At 71.7% G+C, this 12535-nt stretch carries 12 protein-coding genes; 7 read left to right on the top strand and 5 right to left on the bottom strand.

Annotation, left to right across the window (positions count from 1 at the left end; all coding sequences use genetic code 11):
- The first annotated feature begins 16 nt into the window (after positions 1 to 16).
- The 7 genes from KY661_RS12965 (at position 17) to hisN (ending at position 7466) form a co-directional block, all read left to right on the top strand.
- On the top strand, positions 17 to 829 hold the full coding sequence (locus KY661_RS12965) for an amino acid kinase family protein (protein ID WP_225410504.1): 813 nt from the start codon (positions 17 to 19) through the stop codon (positions 827 to 829).
- Positions 826 to 1893 (top strand): M20/M25/M40 family metallo-hydrolase, encoded by a 1068-nt coding sequence (locus KY661_RS12960; RefSeq protein ID WP_225410503.1) that lies wholly within the window; start codon positions 826 to 828, stop codon positions 1891 to 1893. Before KY661_RS12965 ends, KY661_RS12960 begins: the two co-directional genes overlap by 4 nt.
- The gene (argH, locus tag KY661_RS12955; RefSeq protein ID WP_225410502.1) at positions 1886 to 3238 is read left to right on the top strand and encodes an argininosuccinate lyase; all 1353 of its coding nucleotides are present in this window, start codon (positions 1886 to 1888) and stop codon (positions 3236 to 3238) included. The genes KY661_RS12960 and argH overlap by 8 nt, the downstream gene beginning before the upstream one ends.
- Before the next feature lie 22 nt (positions 3239 to 3260).
- Positions 3261 to 4451 (top strand): argininosuccinate synthase, encoded by a 1191-nt coding sequence (gene argG / locus KY661_RS12950; protein WP_225410501.1) that lies wholly within the window; start codon positions 3261 to 3263, stop codon positions 4449 to 4451.
- Positions 4448 to 5512, top strand: a complete 1065-nt coding sequence (locus tag KY661_RS12945) for a P-loop NTPase family protein (protein WP_075007212.1) — start codon at positions 4448 to 4450, stop codon at positions 5510 to 5512. Before argG ends, KY661_RS12945 begins: the two co-directional genes overlap by 4 nt.
- Positions 5509 to 6579: an N-acetyl-gamma-glutamyl-phosphate reductase gene (gene argC / locus KY661_RS12940; protein WP_075007213.1), complete on the top strand. Its 1071-nt coding sequence runs from the start codon at positions 5509 to 5511 to the stop codon at positions 6577 to 6579. Before KY661_RS12945 ends, argC begins: the two co-directional genes overlap by 4 nt.
- Before the next feature lie 101 nt (positions 6580 to 6680).
- Entirely contained in the window at positions 6681 to 7466 is a 786-nt protein-coding gene (gene hisN, locus KY661_RS12935) for a histidinol-phosphatase (protein WP_075007214.1), read from the top strand.
- A gap of 15 nt (positions 7467 to 7481) precedes the next feature.
- Here the strand turns inward: hisN and KY661_RS12930 are convergent, their stop codons facing one another.
- From KY661_RS12930 to KY661_RS12910, 5 genes are read right to left on the bottom strand one after another with little or no spacing between them, the layout of a single operon-like run.
- A complete protein-coding gene (locus KY661_RS12930; RefSeq protein ID WP_225410500.1) occupies positions 7482 to 8054 on the bottom strand; it encodes a hypothetical protein in 573 nt (190 codons plus the stop codon).
- Between the two features lie 54 nt (positions 8055 to 8108).
- The gene (gene truA / locus KY661_RS12925; protein ID WP_075007216.1) at positions 8109 to 8906 is read right to left on the bottom strand and encodes a tRNA pseudouridine(38-40) synthase TruA; all 798 of its coding nucleotides are present in this window, start codon (positions 8904 to 8906) and stop codon (positions 8109 to 8111) included.
- A gap of 21 nt (positions 8907 to 8927) precedes the next feature.
- Positions 8928 to 10166 (bottom strand): serine/threonine protein kinase, encoded by a 1239-nt coding sequence (locus KY661_RS12920; protein ID WP_225410499.1) that lies wholly within the window; start codon positions 10164 to 10166, stop codon positions 8928 to 8930.
- A 42-nt stretch (positions 10167 to 10208) separates the two neighbouring features.
- Entirely contained in the window at positions 10209 to 11186 is a 978-nt protein-coding gene (locus tag KY661_RS12915) for a class I SAM-dependent rRNA methyltransferase (RefSeq protein ID WP_225410498.1), read from the bottom strand.
- A complete protein-coding gene (locus KY661_RS12910; RefSeq protein ID WP_075007218.1) occupies positions 11186 to 12514 on the bottom strand; it encodes an amidohydrolase family protein in 1329 nt (442 codons plus the stop codon). Before KY661_RS12910 ends, KY661_RS12915 begins: the two co-directional genes overlap by 1 nt.
- Positions 12515 to 12535: the final 21 nt, after the last annotated feature.

The following is a 12535-nucleotide window of genomic DNA, read 5'->3' as shown; positions in this document are numbered from 1 at the left end:
CCGTCCGAGGTCCGCCATGCCCTTCTCTCCCGATCCCTACTCCGCGCTGCGCTCCGCCGCCCGCTACGTCCGGCAGTTCCGCCGGAAGACCTTCGTGGTGCTGCTCGACGGCCCCGTCATCGGGGATCCGAAGCTGCGCCGGGCGGCCTGCGACCAGATCGGCCTCCTGTGGGCCTTCTCCATCCAGCCCGTGGTGGTGCACAGCTCGAGCCCCGAGCTGGACACCCCGTTCGACACGGGCTCGCCCATCACCGGCCGGCTGCGCACGGACCTGCTCACGGACCTTCAGGCCGCGGGCGTGCCGTGCGTGGGCCTGAGCGGCGTGGACGCGGGCCTGCTCAAGGCCCGGCCGGTGCATGCCGGCACGAGCGGTGACATCGAGTCGGTGGACACGCGCCTGCTCCAGCACCTGCGCTCGGGCGAGTACGTGCCCGTGGTGGCGCCCCTCGCGGGCGACCCGACGGGCGCCGTGCACAACGCCAGCGCGGACACGGTGGCGGCCCTGCTCGCGGTGGCGCTGGGCGCCGAGAAGCTCTTCTTCCTGCTCACCACGCCGGGCCTGCTGCGCGACGCGTCCAACCCCAACTCCATCATCCCCCTGGCCTCGCTGCAGGAGCTGGTGGGGCTGGAGAAGGAAGGCCAGCTCTCCGGCAGCCTCAAGCCCAAGGCCCACGCCATCCGTCACGCCCTGGAGGGCGGCGTCGGCAGCGTGCACCTGGTGAGCGGCACCCTGCCGGATGCGCTCCTGGAGGAGGTCTTCACCAACGAGGGCAGCGGCACGATGGTGGTCCGCGAGCCTCCCGCGCGTGGCGCTGGAGGGTCCACGTGACGCCAGCCGCCCTGCTCGAAGCCCTCGTGGCCACCCCCAGCGTCTCGGGAAACGAGGCGGCGATCGCGGACAAGGTGGCCTCGTGGGCCGAGGGCTGGGGTGCGCGCGTGCAGCGCCAGGGCCACAACGTGTGGTTCTCCGTGGGCCAGGGCCCGCGGCGGCTGCTCGTCAACTCGCACCTGGACACCGTGCCCCCGTGCAGCGGGTGGACGCTGGAGCCCCTGCAGCCGCTGTGGCGCGAGGGGCGCCTCTATGGCCTGGGGAGCAACGACGCCAAGGGCTGCGTGACGGCGATGCTGCTCGCGGCCCGGGAGCTGCTGGCCTCTCCCCAGTCCCTGGACGGCAAGGGCGAGGTGATCTTCGCGTTCACCGCCGAGGAGGAGACCGGGGGCAAGGGCCTGGGCCCGCTGCTGGGCGAGCTGGGCCCGCTGGACGCCGCCGTGGTGGGCGAGCCCACGGGGCTGAAGCCCTGCACGGCCCAGCGCGGCATGCTGCTCTTGCGCTGCGTGGCCCACGGCACCTCCGGGCACGTGGCGCACGCGCACACCACCCAGACGGAGAACGCCATCCACGTGGCGGCGCGGGACATCGCCGCCCTGGCGGAGCTGCGCTTCCTGCCCCACCCGCTGCTGGGTGAGGCCCGCGCGCAAGTCACGCAGATTCAAGGAGGCCTGGCGCGCAACCAGGTCCCCGACCGGTGCGAGTTCTTCGTGGACCTGCGCACCACGCCCGGCATGGACCATGCGGCCATCGCCCTGCAGATTGGCCGGACGCTGAAGAGCGAGGTGACGGTGCACTCCGCGCGCTACCTCCCCAAGGGGACCGCGCCGGGCGAGCCCATCGTCCGCGCGGCCCTGGCGGCCTCGGGCGAGGCCCCCGTGGGCTCCAGCACCACCTCCGACTGGGCGTTCCTGGGCAGCCTGCCCGCCGTGAAGGTGGGCCCGGGCGACACGCTGCGCTCCCACCGCCCCGATGAACACCTCGCCCTGGTGGAGCTGGAGGCGGGGGTTTCCTTCTACCAGAAGCTCATCCGCGGCTACTTCGAGGAGGTGGCAGGTGGCTGAAGAGACGCTGTGGGCCAAGGGCCTCGCGCTGGACACCATCATCCATGGCTTCACCGTCGGGGATGACCCGCAGGTGGACCTGGCGCTCGCCCCTCACGACGCGCTCGGCAGCGCCGCCCATGCCCGGATGCTGGCGCGCGTGGGGCTCCTGTCCGAGGCGGACATGCGCGCCCTGGTGACGGCCCTGCGCGCGCTCCACGACGAGGCGCGGGTGGGCGCGTTCACCATCCGCCCCGAGCAGGAGGACGGACACACCGCCCTGGAGGCCGCCCTCGTCGAGCGCGTGGGCGAGCCCGGCCGGCGCATTCACCTGGGCCGCTCGCGCAATGATCAGGTGCAGCTCGCCCTGCGGCTGCTCCTGCGCGAGGAGGTGCTGGTGCTCGGCGCGCGCACGGCGGAGCTGGCCGGAGCGTTCCTGGACTTCGCCCAGGCGCACGCGGACAAGCCGATGCCCGGCTACACGCACATGCGGCGGGCCATGCCCAGCACGTTCGGGCTGTGGGGGGCCGCCTTCGCCGAGGCGCTGCTGGAGGAGCTGGAGGCCCTGAAGGGCCTGTGGGCGCGCGTGGACCGCTGCCCCCTGGGCGCCGCCGCCGGCTTCGGCGTGCCGCTGCCCATCGACCGGGAGTATGTCGCCTCGCTGCTCGGTTTCTCCCGCGTGCAACGCAGCCCCATCGATGTCCAGAACAGCCGAGGGCGTCTCGAGACGGCGGCGCTCTCGTGGGGGTGCTCCATCGCGGGAGGCCTGGAGAAGTGGCTGTGGGACTTGGCGCTCTTCACCACCGAGGAGTTTGGCTTCCTGGCGCTGCCGGACGCCTTCACCACCGGCTCGTCCATCATGCCGCAGAAGAAGAACCCGGACGTGGTGGAGCTGGCGCGGGGCCGGTGCCGGGAGCTGCGCGGCATGGCCCGTCAGGTGGAGGAGATCTCCAGCGGCCTGCCCTCCAGCTACCACCGCGACTTCCAGCTGCTCAAGCGCCCCACCCTCACGGCCCTCACCTCCCTGCGCGAGCTGCTGGAGGTCTCCACGCGCCTGGTGCCCGCGCTGCAGATCCGCGCCGAGGCGGCGGCCCGGGCGTGCGACGACACGCTGTACGCGGCCCACCATGCCTTCACGCTCGCCGGGCGCGGCCTGCCGTTCCGGGATGCCTACCGCGAGGTGGCCCAGCAGCTCGCCGGCGGCACCTTCCAGCCGGACCGGGCCGCGCTGACCGCCACCCACCTGGGCGGCGCCGGCAACCTGGGCCTGGAGCAGGCCCGCGCCGAGCTGGACGCCTCGCGCGCCTGGCTCACCGACACCCACCGTGCGCTCGCCGGTTGTGCCGAGCGCATCTGGCACCCCTGACCCTCGAAGGAATCGAAATCTCATGAGCAAGAAACCCGTGGTGCTGGCCTTCTCCGGCGGTCTGGACACCTCCTTCTGCGTCGTCTACCTGCGCGAGCAGGGCCACGCCGTCACCACCGTCACCGTGGACACTGGCGGCTTCTCGGCCGACGCCCTGAAGCGCATGCCCGAGCAGTCGGCGCGCCTGGGCGCCGTGGCCCACCACACCGTGGATGGCCGCGCGCTGCTCTTCGATGACTACCTGCGCCACCTGCTCGCCGGCAACGTGCTGCGCGGCCAGGCCTACCCCCTGAGCGTCTCCGCCGAGCGCGTCTGCCAGGCCACCGAGGTGGTGCGCATGGCGCGCCAGGTGGGCGGCCAGGCCCTGGCCCACGGCTCCACCGGAGCCGGCAATGATCAGATCCGCTTCGATGTGGCCTTCCGCGCCCTGGCGCCGGACCTGGACCTCATCACCCCCATCCGCGACCTGTCCCTGAGCCGGGCCCAGGAGATGGCCTACCTGGCCGAGCGCGGCTTCTCCATGCCCGCCAAGACGGCGGCCTACTCCGTCAACGAGGGCATGTGGGGCACCTCCGTGGGCGGCAAGGAGACACACGACTCCTGGAGCGCGCTGCCGGAGGCCGCCTACCCGGGCGGCGTGGTGCCCAGCGACCTGGCGCCCCGCACGCTGGTGGTGGGCTTCGACAAGGGCCGGCCGGTGTCGCTGGACGGCAAGGCGCTGTCCCCCGTGGAGATCATCGCCGAGCTGAACACCGTGGGGCAGCCCTACGGCGTGGGGCGCGGCGTGCACCTGGGCGACACCATCCTGGGCATCAAGGGGCGCGTGGGCTTCGAGGCGCCCGCGGCGGTGATGCTCATCACCGCGCACCGGGAGCTGGAGAAGCTGGTGCTCTCCGGCAAGCAGCTCTTCTGGAAGGAGACGCTGGGCAACCTCTACGGCACGCTGCTGCACGAGGGGCACTTCTTCGATCCGCTGGCCAGAGACCTGGAGGCCTTCCTCACCTCCTCGCAGGAGCGCGTCACGGGTGAAGTGCGGCTGACGCTCCAGCCGCGCGCGCTGTTGGTGGAAGGCGTGCGCTCGCCCTACTCGCTCATGGACGCCAAGGTGGCCAGCTACGGCGAGGCCAACCACATGTGGACGGGCGCCGAAGCCGCAGGCTTCGCCAAGGTGTATGGCGTGGCACAAACCCTGGCCCTCAAGGTGAAATCATGAAGGTACACGTCGACAAGGTGGGCAGCGTCACCCGCAACCTGCGGCTGGGCCGGACCGTGAGCCTCACCACCGATATCCAGGCGGTGGAGGGCGCGGTCATCGCCGCGCGCATCCACGGCGAGAAGTCCGTCTACAACCAGCTCGAGGACGTGCACGGGCGGCTGGTGACGCTGCACGGCGGGGACATCGTCGTGGGGGCGCTCGGCCACCGCAACGCGCTGCACGGCTACGAGGGCGTGGTGCCCGAGAAGGTGGAGGCCGGCCAGCGGCTGCACGTGCTCAACATGGGCGGCGTCATCGGCCAGTGCACCTCGCACAACCCCGGCGTGGGCACCCCGTTCGAGGCGGAGGTGCTCGGCCAGGTGCTCGTGTTCCCCGAGTTCCAGTCCCGCACGGGTCAGCCGGCCCACATCCGCGCCGGCGCGCTCCGCGGCTCGGAGAAGCCGGTGACGGTCCCGGTGGTGTACGTGGTGGGCACCTGCATGAACGCGGGCAAGACGTACGCCGCGTGCGCGCTGGTGCGCCGGCTCTCCCAGGCGGGCTACCGCGTGGGCGGCGCCAAGCTCACGGGCGTGTCGCTCATGCGCGACACGCTGAGCATGCGCGACTCGGGCGCCGAGGTGGTGATGGACTTCACCGACGCGGGCACCGTGTGCACCAGCCCCCGGACCGCCTCCCAGGTCTCCCGCATCATCCTCTCCGAGCTGGCGGCCGCCGAGGTGGACGTCATCGTCGCGGAGACGGGCGACGGCATCATGGGCGAGTACGGCGTGCAGTCGATCCTCGCCGACCCGGGCCTGCGCGGCCTGGGCAGCTCCTTCATGCTCTGCGCCAATGATCCGGTGGGAGCCTCCGGCGGCGTGCGTCACCTGAAGGAGACGTACGGCATCACCGTGGACGTGGTGGCCGGTCCCGCCACCGACAACGGGGTGGGCATCCGCTTCGTCGAGCGCGAAGTGGGCGTGCCCGCCCGCAATGCCCGCGCGGATGCGGCGGGCCTGGGCAATCTCATCCTGGAGCGGCTCACGCCCCAGCTTGGTACCGGTCGGAGGAGCGCATGAGTCGGGTTCACGCCTATATCCTGGGAGCATCGGGTTTCGGGGGGGGCGAGTTGCTGCGGCTGCTGGCCGGGCACCCGTCCGTTGCGGGCATCCGTGCGGTGTCCAAGCCGCACGCGGACACCCTGCTCTGGAAGGTGCACCCGCACCTGCGCAGCCTCATGGACGGCCACTTCGAGGCCGAGCCGGACTGGAAGTGGCTCACGGACTCGCCGCAGCCGGTGGTGTTCTCCTGCCTGGAGGACGAGGAGCTGGCGCGTCAGCTCCCCGCCCTGGAGAAGAAGTGGGCCGAGCTGGGGCTCGCCGACCGGATGATCCTCATCGATCTGTCGCCGGACTTCCGGTTGGATCACGCGGGGCGCTACGCCGCCACGCATGGCCGCCCCCACCCCACGCCGGAGCTGCTGGAGCGCTTCGTCTACGGGCTCACCGAGTGGCGCCGCGACAAGCTCAAGGGGGCCCGCCGCATCTCCAACCCGGGGTGCTTCGCCACCGCCGTGCAGCTCGCGCTCTTGCCGGTGGCCGCCACGCCGGGCCTGGGCCTCATCGCCGCCACGGCCGTCACGGGCTCCTCGGGCTCCGGGGCGATCCCCGTCGATGTGACGCACCACCCCACGCGCGCGCACGACTTCCGCGCCTACCGGCCGCTGGAGCACCAGCAGGAGGCGGAGATCGACGTGATGCTCGTGGCGCACAAGGCCTCGCGCCACCGGCTCACCTTCGTGCCGCACTCGGCACCGCTGGTGCGCGGCATCTTCGCCACCGTGCAGTTCGAGTGGCCGGAGACCGCGGGCGGTGTGAGCACCGCGTCCCTCACCACGCAGTACCGCAACTACTACACCGGCTCGCCGTTCATCCGGGTGGTGGAGGGCAGCCCGCGCCTGGCCTCCGTGGTGGGCAGCAACTTCGTCGACATCGCGGTAGCCACGCGGGGCCGCACCGTGGCGGCGATGGTGGCGCTGGACAACCTGGTGAAGGGCATGGCGGGCCAGGCGGTGCAGAACCTCAACGTGGCCCTGGGGCTGCCCGAGGACACTGCCCTGCGGCAAGCCGCGTGCTACCCCTGCTGACGTTCACTGCACGGCGAGCAGCAGACAACTCCTGAGGCCGCGGAGGGGGTGTTCGGGCTATAAGCCCCCTCCGCCAGCAACACCCGCCCCAGGAGTGGTGCATGACGACGGAAGCCCCAGGATTGCTACAGGCCGCCGCGGAGGTCGCGCGCAAGTCGGGAGACGTGGCGCTCGAGTTCTTCCGCCGCGGCGTCACGGTGGACATCAAGAAGGACGGCACCCCCGTGACGGTAGCCGACCGGACCGCCGAGAAGACCGCGCGCGACTGGATCGAAGCCCACTTCCCCGAGGACGGCATCCTCGGCGAGGAGTTCGGCGAGACGCGGCCCGGGGCCCGCCGCCGGTGGATCCTGGACCCCATCGACGGGACGAAGACCTTCATCCGGGGCGTCCCGCTCTGGGGCACCCTGGTGGCGGTCGCAGAGGGGGATCGCATCCTCGCGGGCGCCGCCTACTTTCCCCCGGTGGGGGAGCTGCTTGCGGCCGCGCCCGGCCAGGGCTGCTTCTGGAACGACAAGCCCGTGCGGGTGTCCGAGCTCGCCGACCTGTCCCAGGCGGTGGTGCTGTGCACGGACGAGCGCTTCCAGGTGCATCCGGACCGGGGCGAGCGGTGGCGTGCGCTCGCGGCCCGCTCGGCGATGGCCCGCACCTGGGGCGACTGCTACGGCTACCTCCTCGTCGCGACGGGCCGCGCCGAGGTGATGGTGGATGAGATCATGTCCCCCTGGGACGCGGCGGCGCTGCAGCCCATCATCGAGGAGGCAGGCGGCCTCTTCACCGACTGGACGGGAAAGCGCACCGCGTTCGGTGGCAACTCCATCGCGACGAACGCGGCCCTGGCGCAGCAAGTCCGCGAGATTCTGGGCGCCCAGACGCCGCGCCCGTAAGCAGGCGGAGGGCGCTCAGCGCTCAGGGGGAGGCGGAGTGGCCTCCCCGGGGGGCTCACGCGGGGCTTCGGAGCGCTCGCCCGCCTTCTCCGCTTCGCGCAGGAACTCCGCGTATTCAGCCTTCTGGGCCTCCGCGCGCGCCTGGGCCGCCGCAGCGGTCCGCGCCGAGGCCGCGCGTCCACTCACCACCGCCCGGTAGCTCAGGAACACCCCCAGGGCGAAGGCGAGCAGACGCAGCACTGCGCCCACCCACCCGTCCCACAGCCCCTCCAGGCCATCGCGCACGAAGTCGAGCGAGAGCACGAAGAACTCCCCGGAGAGCGCGGCCCCCAGGGCGGTGCTCAGGGGCTTCAGCTCCAGAATGCGCGCGGCGCCATACGCCAGCAGGGGCAGGGCCGCGAGCACCCACAGGTTCTGCAGGGCGATGCCGATGAGCAGGCGGGGCAGCTCTCCGGGCAGATCCTCGATGCGCGTGCTCAACCGGTAGGCCAGGGAGACGCTCACCATGGAGCCGGCCATCAACGACAGGAAGCCGAGCCCCAGGATGAACTGGAAGCGGCGGATACGGACTCGCAGGGGCTCAAGCATTCCGGGGGTGGGGCTCACGCCGCGAGAGCCTACCGCAAGCCCCCGGGAGCGGCCTCAGTCGCCGCCGTCGAAAATGTCCGCTGCGTCCCCCGCCTGGCGAGGAGGCGGACCGTCTCCATAGAAGACCTCCTCCATGACCAGGCCGTGCGGCGGGGCGGTGGGCCCCGCCCGGGTGCGGTCCTTCGAGGCGAGCACCTCGGCCACCCAGGCCTCGGGCCGGCGGCCCTTGCCCACCTCCACCAGGGTGCCCACGAGGTTGCGCACCATGTGCTTGAGGAAGGCGGTGCCCTCCACGACAAAGGCCACCGCATCCCCGGCGGTGCCCTCCACGCTCAACCGGCGCACCTCCCGCACGGCATGCGCCGCCTGGCAGTCCGAGGCCCGGAAGGCAGAGTAGTCATGCCGCCCGAGCAGGGCCGTGGCGGCGCGGGCCATGGCCTCCACCTGGAGCGGGGCGTAGATTTCCCAGTGGGTGTGGCGGCGCAGCGGCGAGCGGGACGGCAGGTTGCTCACCCGGTAGCGGTAGCGCTTGCCCCGGGACCAGCGCCGGGGATCGAACTCCGCGGCCACCTCTTCGGCCCGGACCACCGCGATGTCCTCGGGCAGCAGGCCGTTGAGCCCCCGGTGGTACGCCTTGAGCGGCAGCTGGCGCTCGGTGTCGAAGCACACCACCTGTCCCGTGGCGTGCACCCCAGAGTCGGTCCGCCCCGCGGCCACCACCTCCACGGGGGCCCCGAGCAGCTTGCCCAGCGCGTCGCCCAGCTCCGCCTGGACGGAGCGGCCGTTGCGCTGCACCTGCCACCCCACGTACCGGGAGCCGTCGTATTCGATCGTCAGTTTCAGGCGAGGCATGGGGACGGACGCGGCAAGGGCCTAGCGGTACTTCAACCAGGCCGCGAGGAGCTCCGCCACCATCTTGTTCACGGAGACGCCGTTGCGCTGGGCCACCGCCTCCAGCGCGGCGAGCTGCTCCGTGGGCAGTGGAACGCTCAGGAGCCGCTCGGAGAGGTTGCGCTTCTCGCGCAGCACGGGAGGCGCCGCGGGCGCGGGGGGCGGCGCCGAAACCAGCGCAACGGGAGGCAGGGTGGAGGGATCCGACTTCGCCTCCTCCAGCTCCAGCACCTCCTCCAGCCCGGAGGTCTGCTGCACCAGCCTCCCCTGCTCCGCCTGCATCTCGTCCAGGAAGAGCTGGCGCAGGAAGTTGGAGAGGTGGAGCTGGGTGGGGGTGAACTCGTAGGCGTTGAGGAAGGCGTCGATGGCCGCGCGCATCTCCGCGGCCGTCTGGTAGCGGCGATCCCGGTCCTTCTCGAGCGCCTTCATCAGAATGGCCTCGACGGGCTCGGGAATGTCCGCCTTGAAGTAGGACGGGGCGTAAATCTTCCCCTCGGTGATGCTGCGCATCACCGCCACCTCGGACTCGCCCGTGAAGAGCTTGAAGCCGGTGAGCCACTCGTACAGCGCCACCCCCACCGAGAAGATGTCGCTGCGGCAGTCCACCACCTTGCCCTGGCACTGCTCGGGGCTCATGTAGCTGATCTTGCCCTTGAGCTCTCCGGAGCGCGTCTCCTCCACCTGATTGGTGGCCTTGGCGATGCCGAAATCCAGCACCTTCACCATGCCGTCGAAGGCCACGAAGATGTTCTCGGGCGTCACGTCCCGGTGGACGATGTTCAGCGGGTTGCCGTAGAGGTCCACCTTCCGGTGCGCGTAGTGCAGCCCCGCGCACACGTCCGAGGCGATCTTCAGCGCGTAGACCATGGGGAACGGGATGCCCAGCGCCTCGGCCTTGGGGATGATGCGCCGCATGTCCCGGCCGAAGATGTACTCCATGGCGATGAAGTAGCTCTCGCCGATCTTCCCCAGGTCGTGGATCTGCACGATGTTGGGGTGGTTGAGCTGCGCGGCGAGCCGGGCCTCGTTGAGGAACATCTTCACGAAGCTGGCGTGCTTGGACAGGTGCGGGCGGATGCGCTTGATGACGACGGGCGTCTCCAGCCCCTCTCCATCCACCTGGTGCGCCAGGAAGATCTCCGCCATCCCCCCCACCGCGATGCGGTCGATGAGCTGGTACTTGCCGAAACGGCTGGTATCTCGCGAGGCGCCGGTGGACATCGGCCCCGCACGATAGCCGATAACCGTGTGACAGCACCGTGACTAACGCAGCTGGAGCACCTGGACCTTGAGCCCCGCGGGGGCCTCCGGAGATGACGGAAAGTCGACAGCCGAGGGGCCCAACGCGGCCACGGGGCGCGCGGTGCGGCCCGCCCGGGCGGTGCCCTCCATCACCAGGGCCTCGAAGCGGCGAGGCGTCAGGGGCGCCAGGTTGCAGCACGCCACCAACCGGCCTCCGGGGGCCACCACGCGCGCGGCGGCCTCGGCCAGCAGCGGGTAGTCCCGCGCCGCCGAGAAGCGCGTGCTGCGCGTGGTGGAGAACGAGGGCGGATCCGAGATGACGACATCGAATGTCTCGCCCTTCTTCGCCAGGCGCCCGAGCCAGTCGAAGACGTCCCCGGCGACGTAGTCGTACCGGTCCACCGGCTGGCCGTTGAGGCGCGCGTTCTCCTCGCCCCAGTCCAGCACCCGCCGGCTGCTGTCGATGTTGAGCACCCGCTTCGCCCCGCCCGCGGTGGCCACCACGCCGAAGGCACAGGTGTAGGAGAAGAGGTTGAGCACGGTGAGCCCCTTCACCTCGCCGTGCAGCCACGCCCGCGTCTCCCGCATGTCCAGGTACAGCCCCACCGAGAGCCCCTGCGCCGGACGGATGCGGAAGCGCAAGCCGTTCTCCAGCGCCTCCAGGGACTCCACGGGCTCGCCCCGCGCGGGCGCTTCGGGGGCCACCACGTCGCGGGCCACGTTGGCCAGCACGCGCGCCTCCCGGGGGCGGCGCTTGAGGTAGAGGCTCCGGGGCGCCCACGCCTCCCAGGCCGCATCAAGCAGGGCCTGCTCCTCCTCGGGGGAGAAGTCCCGGTACAGGCTGACCACGGGCAGCCCCGCGAAGGTGTCCACGGTGACGTCGGGCACACCGTCCGGCGCGCCATTCACCCACCGGAACGCGGTGGTGCGGGCGTCTGACAGCAGCGCGCCCCGCCGCGCCCGGGCTTCGCGGAGCCGTTCGGTGAGGGAGGTGCTCATCACGAAGAGAGCCGGGCGCGCGTCCACACGCTGGAGAGCGCGGAGGTGGCCTCCCGGGACAGCTCCACGAAGTCGGTGCCGAGCAGTTGCCCCTCGCGCACGGTGACGCGGCCGTTGACGATGGTCCACGCCACGCTCGAGCGGGCCAGTTGTCCCACCAGGTTCGGCGAGTAGCCCGTCTCGGGATCCGCCGCGGGCACGTAGTCGTAGACCACCAGGTCCGCGAGGAAGCCCTCCTCCAGGTTCCCCGAGGGCAGGTTGAACAGGCGGGTGCACAGCTCGGCCGGCCCGCTCACCAGGCACTGCGCCAGCGCGCTGTCGGGATCCGGCAGGCGGCCCGCGCGGGAGATGCGCAGCAGCGTCATGAACGCGGCCAGGGCCTCGTCCCAGAGGGTGCCATGGCCACTGGTCCCCAGGCCCACCAGGTGCTGGCGCAGGAGCACCGTCTCCAGGGACTCGCCGGTGCGCTCACTGGTGAAGTAGGAGCGGGGGCTGATGGCCACGAAGGTCTGGGTGGCCACGAGCCGCTCGGACTCCGAGGTGTCGATGGTGCGCGCGTGCGCGGCGATGGAGCGGGCGCCCAGCAGCCCCAGCTCCTCCAGCCGGGGCACCACGCGCTTGCCGTGCCGCGCATACGTCAGGGCAAGGTCCTCCTGCCCCTCGGCGAGGTGGAAGAGCAGGGGCGCCCCCGAGGCCTCGGCCACGTCACGGATGCGGAGCAGGAGCGCATCGTCACAGGTGTGCGAGGACAGGAAGCCCACCGCCCCCCGCACCAGCGGGTGCTCCCGGCGGCGGCGCGCGAAGTCCGCGTTGGCCTCGAGCCACTGCGCGGCGGAGGCCTCGCCCTGGAGGTTGTGGGTGAGGTGGCCCGACACCAACCGGAGGCCGAGCTGGGCCGCCGCGGAGGCCTGGGCCTCCAGGGCTCCCGCCACATCCGCGGGGGCCTCCAGGTGCTCCACGGCCAGGGTGATGCCGTCGCGCAGCGCCCGGGCGATGGCGAAGCGGGACAGGGCCTCCACCTCGCCCGGCGTCAGCAGCGAGGCCACATGCCGGCGCCGCTCCAGGCGGGTGTGGGGCGAGCTCAGCAGGAAGTTGCCCGAGGGGGGCAGGAGCTGGCCGCCGACGAGGTGCGTGTGGCAGTCCACCAGCCCGGGGGCCACCAACCGGCCCCGGCAGGCCACTTCCCAGTCACCGGGCAGGACGGGAATCTCGTCGTCGGGCGCCACGCGGCGGATGCGGCCCTCTTCGATGAGCAGGGCCATGCCCGTCCGGACCCGTCCGTCCGCACGGAACACGGCGCAGTTCTTGAGCAGAAGACGGCCTTCCATGGCCCTCTACTATGGCCCGAG

The sequence above is a fragment of the Allostigmatella hybrida genome (genome assembly GCF_020103775.1).
Classification (GTDB): Bacteria; Myxococcota; Myxococcia; order Myxococcales; family Myxococcaceae; genus Hyalangium; species Hyalangium aurantiaca.
The sequence above is the reverse complement of the archived record's forward strand: the minus strand, read 5'-3'. Positions and strand labels throughout refer to the sequence as shown.